Annotated in this window: 13 protein-coding genes and 1 pseudogene; 6 read left to right on the forward strand and 8 right to left on the reverse strand. The window is 72.4% G+C overall.

Translation table 11 applies throughout. The features are described 5' to 3' along the window. Positions 1 to 59: 59 nt before the first annotated feature. From OG453_RS10275 to OG453_RS10290, 4 genes are all read right to left on the reverse strand, one after another. The gene (locus tag OG453_RS10275; RefSeq protein ID WP_266866670.1) at positions 60 to 1,412 is read right to left on the reverse strand and encodes an AAA domain-containing protein; all 1,353 of its coding nucleotides are present in this window, start codon (positions 1,410 to 1,412) and stop codon (positions 60 to 62) included. Next, positions 1,409 to 2,995, reverse strand: a complete 1,587-nt coding sequence (locus OG453_RS10280; protein ID WP_266866672.1) for a hypothetical protein — start codon at positions 2,993 to 2,995, stop codon at positions 1,409 to 1,411. Before OG453_RS10280 ends, OG453_RS10275 begins: the two co-directional genes overlap by 4 nt. 805 nt (positions 2,996 to 3,800) lie before the next feature. Further along, positions 3,801 to 4,952, reverse strand: coding sequence for a hypothetical protein (locus OG453_RS10285; RefSeq protein WP_266866674.1), 1,152 nt, complete (start codon positions 4,950 to 4,952; stop codon positions 3,801 to 3,803). Next, entirely contained in the window at positions 4,903 to 5,970 is a 1,068-nt protein-coding gene (locus OG453_RS10290; RefSeq protein ID WP_266866675.1) for a phosphatase PAP2 family protein, read from the reverse strand. Before OG453_RS10290 ends, OG453_RS10285 begins: the two co-directional genes overlap by 50 nt. A 275-nt stretch (positions 5,971 to 6,245) precedes the next feature. Between OG453_RS10290 and OG453_RS10295 the strand changes: the two genes are divergently transcribed. Beyond that, positions 6,246 to 6,839 (forward strand): histidine phosphatase family protein, encoded by a 594-nt coding sequence (locus OG453_RS10295; protein ID WP_266866676.1) that lies wholly within the window; start codon positions 6,246 to 6,248, stop codon positions 6,837 to 6,839. 39 nt (positions 6,840 to 6,878) lie between these two features. On the opposite strand, the gene OG453_RS10300 is transcribed toward OG453_RS10295, so the two are convergent. Further along, positions 6,879 to 8,324, reverse strand: a complete 1,446-nt coding sequence (locus OG453_RS10300) for a tetratricopeptide repeat protein (RefSeq protein ID WP_266866678.1) — start codon at positions 8,322 to 8,324, stop codon at positions 6,879 to 6,881. Positions 8,325 to 8,591: 267 nt separating this feature from the next. On the opposite strand from OG453_RS10300, the gene OG453_RS10305 reads away from it, so the two are divergent. Together OG453_RS10305 and OG453_RS10310 are read left to right on the forward strand one after the other, a co-directional pair. After that, entirely contained in the window at positions 8,592 to 9,077 is a 486-nt protein-coding gene (locus OG453_RS10305; RefSeq protein ID WP_266866680.1) for a hypothetical protein, read from the forward strand. Positions 9,078 to 9,132: 55 nt separating this feature from the next. After that, positions 9,133 to 9,993, forward strand: a complete 861-nt coding sequence (locus tag OG453_RS10310; protein ID WP_266866682.1) for a spermidine synthase — start codon at positions 9,133 to 9,135, stop codon at positions 9,991 to 9,993. A 15-nt stretch (positions 9,994 to 10,008) separates the two neighbouring features. On the opposite strand, the gene OG453_RS10315 is transcribed toward OG453_RS10310, so the two are convergent. Then, positions 10,009 to 10,548, reverse strand: coding sequence for a hypothetical protein (locus OG453_RS10315; RefSeq protein ID WP_266866683.1), 540 nt, complete (start codon positions 10,546 to 10,548; stop codon positions 10,009 to 10,011). A 78-nt stretch (positions 10,549 to 10,626) separates the two neighbouring features. On the opposite strand from OG453_RS10315, the gene OG453_RS10320 reads away from it, so the two are divergent. The 3 genes and pseudogenes from OG453_RS10320 to OG453_RS10330 all read left to right on the forward strand — a co-directional run. Continuing rightward, on the forward strand, positions 10,627 to 11,334 hold the full coding sequence (locus OG453_RS10320) for a response regulator transcription factor (RefSeq protein ID WP_266866685.1): 708 nt from the start codon (positions 10,627 to 10,629) through the stop codon (positions 11,332 to 11,334). After that, complete coding sequence (locus OG453_RS10325; protein WP_266866686.1) at positions 11,331 to 12,716, forward strand: HAMP domain-containing sensor histidine kinase; 1,386 nt, start codon at positions 11,331 to 11,333, stop codon at positions 12,714 to 12,716. The genes OG453_RS10320 and OG453_RS10325 overlap by 4 nt, the downstream gene beginning before the upstream one ends. A gap of 441 nt (positions 12,717 to 13,157) precedes the next feature. Then, positions 13,158 to 14,054: pseudogene (locus OG453_RS10330) on the forward strand (chitinase); the annotation flags it as partial. Between the two features lie 109 nt (positions 14,055 to 14,163). Here OG453_RS10330 and OG453_RS10335 read toward each other — a convergent pair. Together OG453_RS10335 and OG453_RS10340 are read right to left on the reverse strand one after the other, a co-directional pair. Beyond that, positions 14,164 to 15,618: a GH1 family beta-glucosidase gene (locus OG453_RS10335; protein WP_266866687.1), complete on the reverse strand. Its 1,455-nt coding sequence runs from the start codon at positions 15,616 to 15,618 to the stop codon at positions 14,164 to 14,166. 163 nt (positions 15,619 to 15,781) lie between these two features. Next, positions 15,782 to 16,672 (reverse strand): carbohydrate ABC transporter permease, encoded by an 891-nt coding sequence (locus OG453_RS10340; RefSeq protein ID WP_266869788.1) that lies wholly within the window; start codon positions 16,670 to 16,672, stop codon positions 15,782 to 15,784. Positions 16,673 to 16,678 lie beyond the last annotated feature (6 nt).

The following is a 16,678-nucleotide window of genomic DNA, read 5'->3' on the forward strand; positions in this document are numbered from 1 at the left end:
TCCGTCCGGCGTGGGCGGCGGGATGTGCCGGTGCCGGGTGGCGGGCGCCCAAATGCCGGTCACGGTCGCCACGCCACCCGGTGCTCCGCGAGCCGGGCAAGCACGGCGTGGTTCGCCTCCCAGCCGTCCGGGAACTTCACCGTCATGCCCAGCTGGACCGGTTCCGTCGACGGGTGGTCGTCCAGGAGTTCGCTGACGCCCGCGCGGCAGATCACGATGCAGGCGTGGCGGTGGCGGGATGCCAGGACGCAGAGGCGGCCCGTCTCCAGGTGGAAGGCGGTGGCGTCCGGGCGGCCGGAGAGCGGGTGCAGGACCACCGTCACGTCGAATTCGCGGCCCTGCAGCCGGTTCGCGGTGTCCACCGTGACGTCCGCGACCCCCAGCTCCGCGAGGGCCGCGCGCACCGCCGCCGCCTGGTCGCGGTGGGCGGTGCCGACGGCGATGCGGTCGGCGGTCAGCGGCGTGGGGTCCGGGCCGCGCTCCGAGGTGGCCGCGCCGCCCCGGTCCAGGAGGCGGCGGACGACCTGGGCCACCGCCCGTACGGCCTCCGGGTCCGTACGCGGCGTGTTCCGCGCGGGCAGCTCGAGCAGGCCCCAGCCCGACTCCGCCGCCTCGTCGATCACCCGGTCGGGCCCCGAACCGTCCGACGGCACCCCGAAGCCGAGCCTCCGCTCGCCGTGGTCCGTGCCGCTGCGGAAGGGCGTGTACGGGTAGAAGGCCGCCGACACGAGGGGCGCCGCCGACGCCGGGAGGCGCCAGGACACCGGCAGGCGGTGCTGCGGCAGCTCCGGATTGTGCGCGAGCAGCGTCGTCACCGCGGACGCCGACGGGTCGTACGCGAGGCCCGCCCACTGCTCGGCGCCGACGATCGAGAACGGGTCGAGCTGACCCGGGTCGCCCACGAACAGCGCCCGCTCGAAGAGCCCGGCCACGGCGAGCAGCGCGTCCGAGCGCATTTGGTACGCCTCGTCCACGATGGCGTGCCCCCAGGGACCGTCGAGCTTGGCGACCTCGACGTGCGCCCACTTCGCCGCGGTCGAGATGACCACGTCGAGCCCGGCCAGATCGGCGGCCTTCGTGGACGTCCGCACGGACGGCACATCGTCCAGGGCCTTGTCGTACGCGTCCGGATCGCTGCTGTGCAGCCGGCCGACCGGGAGGTCCGGGTCCTTCTCGGCGAGCCGCAGGACCAGGTCGTCGACCTGCGCGTTCGTCTGCGCGATGACCATCAACGGGCGCCCCGCGGCGGCCAGTTCGCGGGCCGCGCGGACCACGAGCGTCGACTTGCCCGCGCCCGGCGGGGAGTCGACCACGACTCCCCGGTGCGCGCCGTGCAACGTGTCGTGCAGGATCGCGTCCGTGGCCCTGGCCGCTGCCGCGCCGGGGTCGAAGGGGGCTGCTACGGGACTCACAGGGTGTCCTCCGGAGTCACGGGATCGGGGCTCTCGGCGGCGTCGCCCGGCGGGCCGCCATGGGTCCAGGGGGTCGCATCGGGGTCGGGCAGCTTGGGGCCGCCGCGCTGCTCGTGCTCGAAGAGCGTCCAGCAGATCCGGTCGCCCTTCTCCGGCACCGAGCCTGCATCGGGTTCCTTGCCGCGCCCCATCTTGTCGGTGACGCGGAGGATGACGGCGCCTTCACCTTCGTACGCGACGAACTCGGCGGTCTGCGGCTTGCCTTGGAGCGAGCGGTACACCTTCGCGCGCTCGGCCAGGTGCGGGTGGTCGTCCGTCCGGATCGTGACCAGGGGGCGCGGCCTCGGGTTCTTGCTCTCGCTGTACGCCATGACCACCTCCGTCACCTCACCGGTGAAGGCCTCTCCGGCGAGCCGGCGGCCCGCCATCACCAGGGGGTCGTCGAGCGCCTCCTGGGCCTCCAGCCTGGCCTGTTCGCGCTCGCGGGTGGCCAGCTTGTTGGCCGCAGTGACCGCGTCGTCGATGCGGGGCTGCGGGGGTTCGCCCGCGGTCACGCGGTCCCGGTGGCCGGTGAACGACCAGCGGTCGCGAGTCCAGCGGTCCGCCGCGTGCGGCGCCTCGGGGAGCGTGCACAGCGCGTCAAGGCCGCGCCACACCGCGTCCCAGGTGGGACGGGTCCTGCTGTCGATCAGGGCGCGGATCTCCCGCTCGGCGGCGGCCAGTTCGGCGAGGCGGGCGTCCGCCTCGACACCGTCCTCGGCGGTGGCGAGGACGCCGCGCGCGCGGTCGTAGCGCTCGATGGCCGGGGCGAGCAGGCGGTTGTCGAACGCGGGGTCCGTGGCGGGGCCCGCGGGCGGGCAGAGCAGCTGGCCGTCCTTGTCCCGCGCCAGCTCCGCGCGGAGCGCGGCGTCGGCTCCGGAGGTGCCGTCCGGGGCCTCGATCCACGCGAGGAGAGCGCCCAGATGCTGGTCCTCCAGGCTGCTCTGGCCGGTGGCCCAGTGGCGCGAGAGTAGATCGGTCATGGCGGTCAGGAGCGAGGACCCCGGGACACGGGCACGCTCCCCGAAGTGCGTGAGCCAGCGGCCGAGGAGGGGGACGCGGGGCGGCGCGGGGTAGGGCGCATCCGGGTCCTGCTCGGCGGTGCGGCGGAAGCGGGTCGAACGGCCGATGAGCCGTACGAAGTCGATGCCGGCCCGGCTCGGGACGATCAACTGCGGGGCATCCGCGCAGAGTTCGACCTCCACCTTCACCCGCTTGCCGGTCTCCGGATCCGTCTCGCTGCGCTCCGCCGCCTCGACCTCTTCGGCGTACGAATCGACGTACTCCAGGACGGTGTCCGCGAGTTGGGAGAGGAAGGTGAACCGGAGGTCGCGGTCGCGGGGCTGGGGTACGGCGATGAGGCGGGGCGCGGTGCGCTCCGTGCCGACGAGGGCGCCCAGGGGGGCACCGGCTTCACCGGCGGTGGTGAGGGGGACGAGGACCAGGGGGCGCTGGGAGAGGTGCCGGTGTCTTACGGTCGCCCGCGGCTGCGCCCGCCCGCTGGTGACCGCCTCCAGACGGGCGAGGTTGTCGATCAGTGACACGGGGCCTCCTTTTTCGCCTGCGGGCCGTGGCCGCCAACGCCGCCGCTCCGCGACGGATCCTCCCCGCCCACCCACCCGTTCACCCGGCATCGGGCGCCCGCCGTCGGCCGGCGGTACGGGCGGCTGAGGTCGTCGGTCAGGGAGACGGGAGCCTGCTCCAGCCGCGGACCGCGCCTGCCGGCCTCGCCGCTCCGCGGCGGATCCTCCCCGCCGACCCACCCGTTCACCCGGCATCGGGCGCTTGCCGTCGGTCGGCGGTACGGGCGGCTGAGGTCGTCGGTCAGGGAGGCGGGAGCCTGCTCCAGCTGCGGACCGAGCCTGCCGCTCTCGCTGCTCCGCGTCGGTTTCTCCCCGCTCACCCACCGGTTCACCCGGCATCGGGCGCTTGCCGTCGGTCGGCGGTACGGGCGGCTGAGGTCGTCGGTCAGGGAGGCGGGAGCCTGCTCCAGCTGCGGACCGAGCCTGCCGCTCTCGCTGCTCCGCGTCGGTTTCTCCCCGCTCACCCACCGGTTCACCCGGCATCGGGCGCTCGCCGTCGGCCGGCGGTACGGGCGGCTGAGGCCGTCGATCAGCGGCAGGGGAGCCTCTTTCACCCGTGGACCGCCATCGCCCGCCCCACCGCTCCGCGGCGGTTTGCCCACCCGGAGCCAACCGGCCGCTGCCGGGTGTACGGGCGGGTGGGTGGGAGAGCAGTTGGCTGCGGCAGGGGAAAGGCGCGGTAGGGTGAGGGGGCCGTCGACGGTCGCTGCCGGGTTAACGGGCGGGCGGGTGGGAGAGCAGTTGGCGGGGCGCGCAGCGAGGGGGGTCAGCATTCAGCACCCCCGGCAGGGCCGCTCGAGGCGCCCACGCCAGCAAGCGCCTCGGCCCGCAGCGCCGCCGCCCTCCGCAGCGCCGCCACCGCCGGGTCCTTCGGGTCACCCGTCACGCCGTGTGCCGCCGAGAGGACTCCCTCGACCGTCGTCAGGCCGCCCAGCTCGCCCCGCACCGCTCGGCCCAGGGACGTGACGGCGCCTTCCTCGCGGGAGCGTTCGCGGCAGTGGAAGGCCAGTTCGCAGGCGGCCAGGCACTCGGGGGCGTAGGTCGCGGGGACGGATTCGACCGCGGCCGTCAGGGCTTCGGCAGGGCCGTTGACGTCGAACGTCGTGCCCGGCGGCAGCGCCGCCGCGATGTCCTCGATACGGGTGAGGCGCGCCAACTGGCGTCTGGTCACCGAGAGTTGCTTGCGGACGTCGATGGCCGACGCCGCGGGGAGATTCGAGAAGTCCTTGGGGCAGACGAGCAGGACGTGATGCCGGACCCGGGGCGCGGGCTCCATGCGGGCCGCCACGCGCTCGAGCGCAAGTGCGTACACCGCCGACTGGCGTGCCGCCGCACCCACCTTCGACGCGTCCGCCGAACCGTCGATCATCGGGAAGGACTTGATCTCGACGACCGTCCAGGTGCCGTCCGGATGGATCACCACCGCGTCCGGCTCCAGGAACGCCGGTGTCCCTGCGACGTCCAGCGCCAGCATCGGGTGGTCCAGGAGCGTCCAGCCCCCCGCCGACGTCGCCTCGCGCAGGGCAAGTGACGTACGCGCGGCCCGTCCCTCGGGGCCCACCGCGGCCAGGTCGGGGACCGACGACTCGCCCGGCACCGGATCGGGACCGCCCCCGAGCCGCGCATGCGCAAGGCGAAGGAGCTCCGCGCCGCCGTCCGCCTTGACCCGCGCCTCGAAGGCGTTGCCCCGCATGAAAGCGAACTGGGACTGCCCGAAGGAGCCGGGGGAGCCGAGCGACTGCGCGAGCGTCGCCTTGTCCACCCCCGCACCGTCGAGCAGCGCGCGCCTCTGGCATCCCGGGTTCGCGGCGAGGGCGGCGAGCGCACGGGCGTCGAGCGGCTTCGCGGGGACGTCAGGTCCGCGCAGCTCAGCGAGCCGCTGTCGCAGTGCTGTCCCCGGCGTCGGCGGACTGGGCACCCGGCTCGGCTCCTGACTCGGCAGGCCGCTTGCGCGGTCGGGGAATTCGCTCACCTGTCGAAGTCTGGCACTCGCCACTGACAATTGAGGATTCTGGGGCGTGCGAGGCACCGCGCCGCGCGGTGGACGAGCCACTGAGCGCCCCCGCCCCCGCTCCCGATGCCCCGACCCCCGATGCCCCCGCCGCGGCCGAGCCGGAGTGCGAGGTGACCACGGCCGACGGCCGCCACGCCCCCACCGGCGCGAGCTCGAACCGCTCCCGCACCCGGTCCGCGAGCCCGAGCACCGGCCGTACGAGCAGCAGGCCCACGCCCATCACGGCGATCCCCGCGACCGCGTCGAGGAGGTAGTGGTTCGCGGTGCCCATCACGACGATCGTGGTGAGCAGCGGATAGGCGACCGCGACGGCCCTGGTCAGCGGGGTGCGGCCGTGGCGCCACAGCAGCACCCCGCACCACAGCGCCCACCCCACGTGCAGGCTCGGCATCGCCGCGTACTGGTTGGTCATGCCGCCGAGACCGCGCGGCGCGCTCGCCTCGCCGCCCCACCAGCCGAAGTTGCTGTACTGCGCCATGGTGTCGACGAAGCCGTGGCCCTTGGCCAACAGGCGGGGCGGGCACGTCGGAAGGAGGGTGAAGCCGACCAGGCCGATCAGGGTGGAGATCATCAGCCACGCGCGTGCCGCGCGGTAGTGGACCGCGCGGCTGCGGAAGAGCCATATGAGGACCGCCGGGGTCACCAGATAGTGCAGCGAGGCGTACCAGAAGTCGGCCGGGACACCTATCCAGGAGTTCGCGGTGAAGAGGCGGTTCAGCGGACTCTCGGCGTTGATGTGCAGGAACTTCTCGGCCCGCAGCAGCGCCAGACCGTGGTCGACGGCGGTCGACACATCGCCGCGCGCGAGCAGCCGGCCCGCCGAGTACGCGGCGTACACCAGGGCTATCAGCGGCAACTCGGTCCACCAGCGAAGCCGGTGCCCGCTGCTCCCCCCGATGCCCGGAGCGTCGGTCTGCGGCATCCGGCCGGTCCCCCATCCATTGTCTTCTTGCGGTCGCCCAGTGGTCGTTCCGCGTTCGTACTCCAGTACTGGCCGACTCACTTTACGGCGTACGCGAATACCCCCCGGAGGCGACCTCAGTGGACTTAGACGCTGAGATCGTCGGACGGGTTGCTCCTTGTGGGCACAAGTGATCGGGGCCTCGCGCGTGGGTGATGATGGAGGGTACGGACAGCCATCTGTCCGCAGAATTCGTCCTTTGGCGGCCGATGGCCGCCGACTCGGAAAGGCTCGTCATGGCACCGCGCATCCTGCTGGCCCGGCACGGACAGACCGAGTGGTCCCTGTCCGGAAAGCACACCGGCAGGACGGATGTGCCGCTCCTGGAAGAGGGCCGCCGCGGCGCGAAGCTCCTGGGTGAGCGACTGCACCGCGCTCCCTATGACGGCCTCCCGGACGTCGAGGTGCGCACGAGCCCCCTCTCCCGCGCGCGGGAGACCTGCGAGATCGCCGGCTTCGGGGACCGGGCCACCACCTGGGACACGCTCATGGAGTGGGACTACGGCTCCTACGAAGGAATGACCCCGGCCGACATCCAGGCGGTCCGCCCCGGCTGGTTCATCTGGCGCGACGGCGTCCCCAGGGGAGAGACCCTGGAGCAGATCACCGCCCGCGCGGACGAGGTGGTGGCCTGGGCGCGCGAGGCCGACCGCGACGTCCTGGTCTTCGCGCACGGACACATCCTGCGGTCCATCGGCGCACGCTGGCTGGGCCTCGGCATCGACTTCGCCGCCCGCATCCGGCTCAACCCGACCTCGATCTCGGCCCTCGGCTGGGCCTATGGCGAACCGGCCATCGAGTCGTGGAACGAGACCGGGCACCTGGCATAGAAGCGGGCACCTGGCACAGAAGGCCGAAAGCGGCCGCGGCTACACGGCCCGCGGCAGCGATGCGTGCCGCTCCAGGAAGCCGCCGACCCCCGAGGCCCGCCGATGCGGCAGCAGCACCCGCGCCGTCGTCGCGAGCATCGACTGGATACGGGACGACTGCACCTCGTCCAGGAGCGTGAGCACGCGCAGGCCCGCGGTCGCCGCCTCGTCGGGGCGGCCGGCCCGGGCCAGGTCGTCGGCGAGCTCGGCGGTGTAGAGGGCGATGTTCCGGGTGAACTGCGGGGTCTGCGCCGATGCCACGCCCGCCGCGCGCCGGGCGTGCCGGGCCGCCCGCTCCCAGTCGCCGAGCGCCGACCAGCTCTGCGCCTCGAGCCCGTCGAGTTCGGCCTCCCCGTAGAAGCTCATCCACTCCGGGTCGGCGTCCGCAGGGCCCCGGTCGAAGAGCGCGTGCGCGCGGGCCAGCGACCGCTCGCAGCCCGCACGGTCGCCGAGCCCCGCCCAGCCCCCGGCCTCGCGCAGCGCGATCAGCGAGACCAGCCGGGGCGACGAGAGGTGCCGGGCGGCCCGCGCCGCCGCCTGCGCCGCCCGCACCGCCTCCCGGGGCCGGCCCGCGTCGCGCGCCAGGAAGGCCGTGTTGCAGAAGGCGTGCGCCTCCAGGGCCGGGTCGCCGGCCATCCGGGCCGTCGCGAGGGCCTCGGCGTAGTGCGAGCGCGCGTCGTCGAAGCGCCCCGAGTCATGCGCCAACCAGCCCACGGAGATGGCGAGTTCACCGGCTCCGGTGTGCAGCCGGTCCGCCGTCGACTGCCGGGTGGTGCCGGCGTCGAGCAGGGCGTAGGCGGTCTTCAGTGGGGCGGAGGCCCTTCGGTAGAGCCCGTCGGCGCCGTGCCGGTCGTCGAGCAGCCGGATCCTCCGCACGGCCTCCTCGACCGCGCTCACCTCCGCTTCGCCCGCACGGCTGCCGCGCTGTGCGGCGGCCACGGCCGGGTCCTGGGCGGCGAGCCCGAAGGGGCCCAAAGAGGCGGCGGCCACGGTGGCCGTGCCGCTCATGAATGCGCGACGCCGCACGTCGCTCTCCTCGTGACTCTGGATCTCGTACGGGTCGCACTCGTGGAACTCGGAGCCGGGCGGCCCGGACGGAGGTGACTCATACAGCTGGATCGTGGTGTGTGGCGCGGGCGCTTCGGACTCGTTGCGCGCCCCCCGCCCGCGCACCGCCGAGCGGGGGGCGAACCCCAGGTCCGTCAGCGTCCGGCCGGGGAACATGTGCAGGAACACCCGCTCGTACGCGTAGTTGGGGCAGCGGATCTCGCCCGCCTCCACGCGCCCGATGTAACGGGCGTCGCAGCTGACGCGCTCGCCGATCTCACGAGCGGCCCGGCGGACCGCGGCGGCGAACTCGCCCGGCGAGCGCTGTCCGCGCAGCTGCCGGAAGAGAAGATTCCGTCGTGGAGACTGAGTTGACGATGTCATCGGTGACGACGCCATGGCCTGACCCTCTCGTGCGGATCGTGCCGGAGTGTGCCGCATCTCGTGGATCTGGCGGTGCTGCCCCTGTTCCGGCGGAGCACGAACGTACCGGCTGTGACCGGGGCGCCACGCGGAGTTTGGCTACAAACGGGATATCTCACCCACGATCTGCCATGAACTGCCATCCTTTGCGGCGGCGTGCCGCCGTAGCCGTTGACGCCGCCTCGCGTTGAACCATGCGGAGAGGGAGCGACGCGGCTTCCGCCCTTGCGAGGAGGGGTCCCCATGTTGGAGATCGGCACGGAGAACGCTGTATCGCGGGCGTCGTCGACGACGGCTGCCCATCTGCCGAGCCAGGACCACAGCGCGGCGCCCGCCTCGCCGCCGGGGCCTGCGGACTGCTGCGACCTGGTGACGGTGCCGGCCCGGCAGGGCCTCGAAGCCGTCGACATCCTGCGCCGGGGCGCGGGCGAGGGCGACGGGGTCGGGCCCGTGCTGCACGACGGGAGCTGCGACACCCTGGGCTTTCTGGTGCCGCCGGGGACCGCGGACGGCTGGGATCTGCCGGGGAGCGCCTGTACGCAGACCTTCGGGCACGGGGTGAGTGTGTACAGCGCCGAGCCGGAGCCGGTTCCTGCGCCGCCTGTCGCCGGGACGGGGTGGCTGCTTCCGCCGTCCGGCGAGGCCGATCCGGTGACTGATCCCGCTGTGCTGCGGGCCGCGCTGGGGCTGGCTGCCCGGACCATCGAGGCCGCGGACAGCTGTCGCTGAGGCCCTGCCCGCGGCAGCGCGGGCAGGGGTGCTGTTCTGCGCGGATAATGGGCTGATGGCAAGAAACAGGCGGGGGCGGGAAGCGGCCGAGGCCGTTGTCGAGGAAGTGGACGGCGGGCTCGCCGAGCTGATGCCCGACCGGGACCGGCCGCGTGCCTGGACGCTGCTCGTCGACGGTGCCCCGCAGTCCCACGTAGACCTCGACGACCCGGCGTATCTCGACTTCGAGTACCAGCGCAGGCTCGGGCACGTGGTCGATCTCGTGGCGCCCGCCGGAAAGCCGATCCACGCCCTGCACCTCGGCGGCGGCGCCTTCACCATGGCCCGCTACATAGCCGCGACCCGCCCCCGCTCCACCCAGCAGGTCATCGAGCGCGACACGGCGCTCATCCAACTCGTGCGCCGCGAACTGCCGTTGGACCCCCAGGCCCGGGTACGGGTGCGCGGCGCCGACGCCCGCGAAGGCCTCGCCAAGATCGCGGACGGCTGGGCGGACCTCGTCATCGCCGATGTCTTCAGCGGGGCAAGGACGCCCGCACACCTCACCAGCACGGAATTCCTCACCGACGTACGCAGGGTCCTGAAGCCCGGCGGGTACTACGCGGCCAACCTCGCCGACGGGCCGCCGCTCGCGCATCTGCGCGGCCAGCTCGCCACCGCCGCCACCGTCTTCCCGGAGCTCGCACTCATCGCCGACCCCGCCGTGCTGCGCGGCAAGCGGTTCGGCAACGCGGTGCTCGTCGGCAGCGATCTGCCGCTGCCGATCGCCGAGCTGACCCGGCGCAGCGCGGGGGACTCGCATCCGGCGCGGGTCGAGCACGGCAGGGCGCTCGCCGATTTCAGCGGGGGAGCGGCGCCCGTCATGGACGCCGGAGCGGTGGCGTCGCCCGCGCCGCCCCCGTCGGTCTTCCGCTGAATCGGCCGACCGGCCTCAGTACTTGTTGATCTCGACCGCCGGGGCGTGGTCGTGCCACGTACAGAAGGCCGAGACCCGGTCGGCGCCCGACGTGAACTCCACCCTGATCCAGGTGTCCTGCTTCCACACCTGGACCGACCAGCCCGCCGCCGGGGTCGCCGAGACCAGCGTCGCCGAGTCCTTGCCGAGGTCGAAGACGACCCGGCCGCCGTCGGTCGAGTAGCTCTTCACGTTGCCCGCCGTGGCGTCGGGGGTGGAGGAACCGCTCGGCGGGGGCTTCGGTGGATCCTTCTCGGGGGACTTGGACGGTTTCTGCGACTTCGACGGCTTTGAGGGCTTCGAGGAGTGCGTGGCGCCGGTGGTCGGCGTCGGATCGGGGCGGTGCGTCGAGGAGGAGAGCGGCTCGGCGTCGCCGCCGTCGGCGGAGAGCGGGACGGCCCGCGGCGGGTCGTACGCCGTGCCCGCCATCACCGTGTGGACACCCCACCAGGACAGCGTGACCGCGGCGCCGGTGGCGAGCGACCAAGCCATTGCGTGTACGAGTCCTCTGCGCATCGCGAGCCATACTGCACCACGCACCGCACAGGTGTCCCAGGAGGACCGCTGTCGCCCGTATGGCGTACGGTGCCGCCCATGGCAAGTGTGCTCGTCGTCGAGGATGACCAGTTCGTACGCTCCGCCCTCATCCGGCATCTGACCGAGGCATCGCACACCGTGCGCAGCGTCGGCACGGCCCTCGAGGCGCTGCGCGAGGTCGCCCATTTCCGCTTTGACGTGGTGATTCTTGACCTCGGTCTGCCCGATCTGGACGGTTCCGAGGCATTGAAGATGCTGCGCGGGATCACCGACGTACCCGTGATCATCGCGACCGCGCGGGACGACGAGGCCGAGATCGTACGGCTCCTGAACGACGGCGCCGACGACTATCTGACCAAGCCGTTCTCCGTCGAGCACCTGTCGGCCCGGATGGCCGCCGTGCTTCGCCGCTCGCGCGCGACGGCGGGCGAGGCGCCGGCCGGCCGGGAGGAGATCCGGGTGGGCGGGCTCGCCATCGATCCGCTGCGGCGCCAGGCGGAGCTGGACGGGGCGCGGCTCGATCTGACCCGGCGCGAGTTCGATCTGCTCGCCTTCCTCGCGGGGCGGCCCGGAGTCGTCGTACCGCGCAAGGAACTGCTCGCCGAGGTGTGGCAGCAGAGTTACGGCGACGACCAGACCATCGACGTCCATCTGTCGTGGCTGCGGCGGAAGTTGGGCGAGACGGCGGCGCGGCCGCGCTATCTGCACACGCTGCGGGGTGTCGGCGTCAAGCTGGAGCCGCCGCTGACGGAGCCACCGCTGTGAGATGGGCCCTGGTCAAGGTCTGCCTGGCCGTCACGACGATGGTCGTGGTGGCCTTCGCGGTACCGCTCGGGCTCGTCATCCAGGAGATGGCGCGGGACCGGGCCTTCTCGAACGCTGAGCGGCACGCGGCCGGCATGGGCCCCACACTCTCCATCACCACCGACCGCGATCAGCTGATGCGGGCCGTCGCCACGTCCGAGGCGGGCGGCGAGGGGCGGATGGCCGTCTACGTACCGGCGATCGACAAGACGCCCGCCCTGGAGATCGGCGACGGGCGCGCGGACGCGGCGGCGGTGGAGACCACGCGCAAGGAGGGCCGGGCGCGGACGGCGACGGTCGAGGGCGGCTTCGCACTGCTCCAGCCGACGGCGCTCAGCTCCGGCAAGATCGCGGTCGTCGAGATCTTCGTGCCCGAGGGCGCGGTCAGCAACGGTGTCACCACGGCGTGGCTGGTGCTCGCGGGCGTCGGCATTGCGCTGGTCATCGGGTCCGTGGCGGTCGCGGACCGGCTCGGCGTACGCATGGTCCAGCCCGCCAAGCGCCTGGTGGGCGCCGCGCACGACCTCGGCGAGGGGAAGCTGGGGGCGAGGGTTCCGGAGGAGGGCCCGACCGAACTGCGCCTGGCGGCGGTGGCGTTCAACTCCATGGCCGATCAGGTCGTCCAACTCCTCGCGAACGAACGCGAGTTGGCGGCCGACCTCTCGCACCGCCTGCGTACTCCCCTGACGGTGCTGCGGCTCAACGCGGCCTCGCTGGGGGATGGTGCGGTGGCGGAACAGACCCGCATGGCGGTGGAGAAGCTGGAGCGCGAGGTCGACACGATCATCCGTACGGCGCGGGACGCGAAGCCGCAGACCGCCACGGTCGGGCCCGGCGCGGGCTGCGACGCCTCCGAAGTGATCCAGGAGCGGATGGCCTTCTGGTCGGCGCTCGCGGAGGACGAGGGGCGCGAGGTGCGGGTGGCGGGGGTGGACCTGCCGGTGTGGATCCCGGTGGCGCGCCCCGAACTGGTCGCCGCGCTCGACGCGTTGCTGGGCAATGTCTTCCGGCACACGCGGGAGGGGGCGGCGTTCGCGGTGGACGTGCACAGCGGCGAGGACGCGGTGATCGTCCTGGTCTCGGACGCGGGGGGCGGCATCGCCGATCCGCAGGCGGCCCTGACGCGGGGCGGCGGCTCCGGGGAGGACGGGTCGACGGGGCTCGGCCTGGACATCGTGCGGCAGTTGGCGGAGTCGACGGGCGGGGATGTCCGGATCGGCCGGTCCGTGCTTGGCGGCACCGAGGTCCGCATCTGGATCCAGCTGGACGGCCGCAGGCCCGTGCCCGGGGGGCGGGGGCACCGGGGTTCGGTACGCCGCCGAAGGCGGGCCACTGCGGGGTAGTCCCCGCCCGCGGTCGTCACCGAAGGCGAGCCGCTGCGGGGTAATCGCGCGGGGCGCGAAAACACACCCACCCGCTGCGGGGTAATGGGCGGGTGGCTGGGGAAACCCCGCGCGGAGCGCGGAAATCCACCCACGACCTGCACCGGGCAGCGAACAATTAACCACCCCCGATCGCTCCCTTAAGCCCACCCTAAGATCCAGCCCACCGCCCGCTATGCCCCAAATGCCGTGCCCCCGCGGGGCTAACGTGCTGCACGCACCCACCCCCCGCACCCCCAAGGCAGGCAAGCGATGAGCACAACGCACCGGCGCACGGTAAGCACCAAGGCCAAGGTCATGGGCGGCCTCGCGGCAGCAGCCCTCGTCGGCGGCGGAGCCTTCGCCTTCTCCGCAACGGCCCAGGCGACCAAGGCCCCCGTGGAGAAGACCCCCGCCAAGGCCGCCGCCCAGGCGAACTTCGCCCCGTTCGTGGACACTTCACTCGCCCCCGCGTACGACCTCGTCGACACGGCGACCAAGACCGGCGTGAAGGAGTTCAACCTCGCCTTCATCACCTCCGGCGGCGCCTGCGAGCCCCTGTGGGGCGGCACCACCGGCCTCGACGACGACAAGGTCGCCTCGCAGATCGGAGCCCTGCGGGACAAGGGCGGTGACGTACGCGTCTCCTTCGGCGGAGCCGCGGGATCCGAGCTCGGCCTCAAGTGCGACACTGCCGACGCGCTGGCCAAGGCGTATGGCAAGGTCATCGACAAGTACAAGCTGACGAAGGTCGACTTCGACATCGAGGGTGCCGCCCTGCCCGACACCGCCGCCAACACCCGCCGCGCACAGGCCATAGCGCAGCTGCAGAAGGAACACGAGGGCCTGGATGTCTCGTTCACGCTGCCGGTGATGCCCGAGGGGCTGACCCAGCCGGGCGTCGACCTCGTCGCCGACGCCAAGAAGAACGGCGTGAAGGTATCCGCCGTCAACATCATGGCGATGGACTACGGGCCGTCCTACAGCGGCGACATGGGCCAGTACGCCATCGATGCCGCCACCGCCACGCAGAAGCAGATCAAGGGCGCCCTCGGCCTGTCCGAAGAGGAGGCCTGGAAGGCGGTCGCGGTCACCCCGATGATCGGCGTCAACGACGTCACCACCGAGATCTTCAAGGTGGAGGACGCCACGCAGCTGGTGAAGTTCGCCGAGGAGAAGGGCATCGGCTGGCTCGCCATGTGGTCGTCGACCCGCGACAAGGCGTGCGAGGGCGGCGCCAACAACGGCGCGCAGCCCACCTGTTCATCGATCGAGCAGGAGCCGCTCGCCTTCACGAAGGCGTTCGGCGCGTACAAGTAACGCGGAAAGCCCGCAGAGTCCACAGAGCCCACACCTGAGCAACCACCCCCCAACGGCGCCTCGACCGGCATCCCCCCCACCCGGTCGAGGCGCCCCTTTTTGGGTCCGGTCAGTCGGCGACGTACTCCCGTGGCAGCTCGCCGCTCGCGGCCAGCCTCGCGTACCAGTGGGCGCTCGACTTCGGGGTGCGGGCCTGCGTCTCGTAGTCGACGTGGACCGCGCCGAACCGCTTGCTGTAGCCGTACGCCCATTCGAAGTTGTCGAGCAGCGACCAGAGGAAGTAGCCGCGTACGTCCGCGCCCGCGAGGATCGCGTGGTGCACGGCCGCGATGTGGGAGTGCAGATAGCGGACCCGGTCGGGGTCGTGGACCTGGCCGTCCTCGCCGGGCTTGTCGTCGTAGGCGGCGCCGTTTTCCGTCACGTAAAGCGGAACCCCGGGAGCTTGAGCGGTGTACTCAAGTAGAAGGTCCGTGAGGCCGGTCGGATCCACCGGCCAGTCCATAGCGGTGAGTTCACCGGGCGCCCGGTGGAAGGAGACATGCTCGTCGGCGCCCGGCCAGGGGGAGTGCTCGCTGGCCCCGTGGCCGTCCTTGCGCGGGCCGGCGGCGTCTTCTTCGGTGGCGGCCGAGACGACGGCGGGCGAGTAGTAGTTGATGCCGAGAAAGTCGAGGGGGTGCCGGGTGATGCGCAGATCGTCGTCCTGGACGAAGGACCAGTCGGTGAGGCGTGCGGTGTCGGCGACCAGATCGTCGTCGTACGTTCCTCGGAGCATGGGCCCGGTGAAGACGCGGTTGGCCAGCGCGTCGATCCGGCGGCGCGCGTCCATATCGGCGGCCGATGCGGTGAGCGGGCGCACCGCGCTCGGGTTGAGACTGACGCCGATGCGGGCGCGGGCCGGCAGCTGCTCGCGCAGCGCCTGGGCGCCGAGACCGTGCGCGAGGTTGAGATGGTGAGCCGCGCGCAGGGCGGCCACGGGGTCGGTGCGGCCCGGGGCGTGCACCCCCGAGCCGTAGCCGAGGAAGGCGCTGCACCAGGGCTCGTTGAGCGTCGACCACATCTCCACGCGGTCACCGAGCGCCTCGCCCACGATCCCGGCGTACTCGGCGAAGCGGTACGCGGTGTCGCGCTCCGGCCAGCCGCCGCCCGCCGCGGATCCGCTGGGGAAGGCGTCCTCCAGCTCCTGCGGGAGGTCCCAGTGGTAGAGGGTCACCATCGGCCGGATGCCGTGGGCGAGCAGTTCGTCCACGAGTCCGCGATAGAAGTCGAGCCCGCGCTGGACGGCGGGCCCGCGCCCGGTGGGCTGCACCCGCGGCCAGGAGACGGAGAAGCGGTACGAGGTCAGGCCCAGGTCCGCCATCAGGCGTACGTCGTCGCGCCACCGGTGGTAGTGGTCGACGGCGACGTCCCCGGTGTCCCCGCCGAGCACCTTGCCCGGCGTATGACTGAAGGTGTCCCAGATGGAGGGGGTGCGGCCGTCCTCCCGCGCGGCCCCCTCGATCTGATACGCGGCGGTCGCGGCGCCCCACAGAAAGCCGGGCGGAAAGCGCAGATTCTCACGTGCCATAGGAGCGCTCCCAAGGGTTGTACGGGAAGGGGTAAAGGAAGGGGGGAAGGGGCCCCGAAGGGGCGCGGGGCTGTTACATATGCGGCTCCGCCGCGTGGGCGCGACCAGCCACGACGCACCCGCAGCCGACATTCAGGGGCTAGTCGCCAGGCCCAGGGGCCAGCTAGCCCTTGACGGCGCCCTGCATGATCCCGCCCACGATCTGCTTGCCGAACAGCACGAAGGCGATCAGCAGCGGCAGCGTGCCGAGCAGTGCGCCCGCCATGATCACGGACTGGTCCGGGATCTGCCCGCGGCCCAGGCCGGCCAGGGCGACCTGCACGGTGGGCTGGCCCTCCTGGGTCAGGGCGATGATCGGCCAGAAGAAGTCGTTCCAGGCCATGACGAAGGTCAGCATGCCCAGGACCGCCATCGCCGGGCGCGCGGCCGGGAAGACCACGTGCCAGATCACCCGCAGACTGCTCGCCCCGTCCACCCGTGCGGCCTCGATGAGTTCGGTGGGCAGCGCCTCCTTGAGGTACTGCCGCATGAAGAACACGCCGAAGGCGCTGACCAGGGTGGGCAGGATGACGGACTGCAGCTGGTCGGTCCAGCCGAGATCCGCCACGACCATGAAGAGGGGGACGACGCTGAGCTGGGGCGGCACCATCATCGTGCCGATCACCAGGAGCAGCAGAGTGTTGCGGAACCGGAAGCGGAGCTTGGCGAAGGCGAAGCCCGCGAGGGTGGCGAAGAGCACCGTGCCGACGGTGATGGTGCCGGCCACCACCAGGGTGTTGAGCAGGGCCGTGCCCATATTGGCGTCGGTCCAGGCGATCTCCAGATTCTTGAAGAGATTGCCGCCGAACCAGAAGGGAGGGGGAGTCTCGGCGAGCCGGGTGTTGTTGCGCGATGCGGCGATCGCGGTCCACACCAGCGGGAAGAGCGAGCCGATGGTGAAGACGATCAGCACGGCGTACGTCAGCTTCCCGCCGTGCAGATGGCGGCCTGCGCCCCGCTTCTTCGCGCTCTTCGTGTCCGGCTCCGGCGGCGTACCCGGCTTGCGGGACCGCATGGACAG

It is taken from the genome of Streptomyces sp. NBC_01381 (assembly GCF_026340305.1).
Taxonomy (GTDB): Bacteria; Actinomycetota; Actinomycetes; order Streptomycetales; family Streptomycetaceae; genus Streptomyces.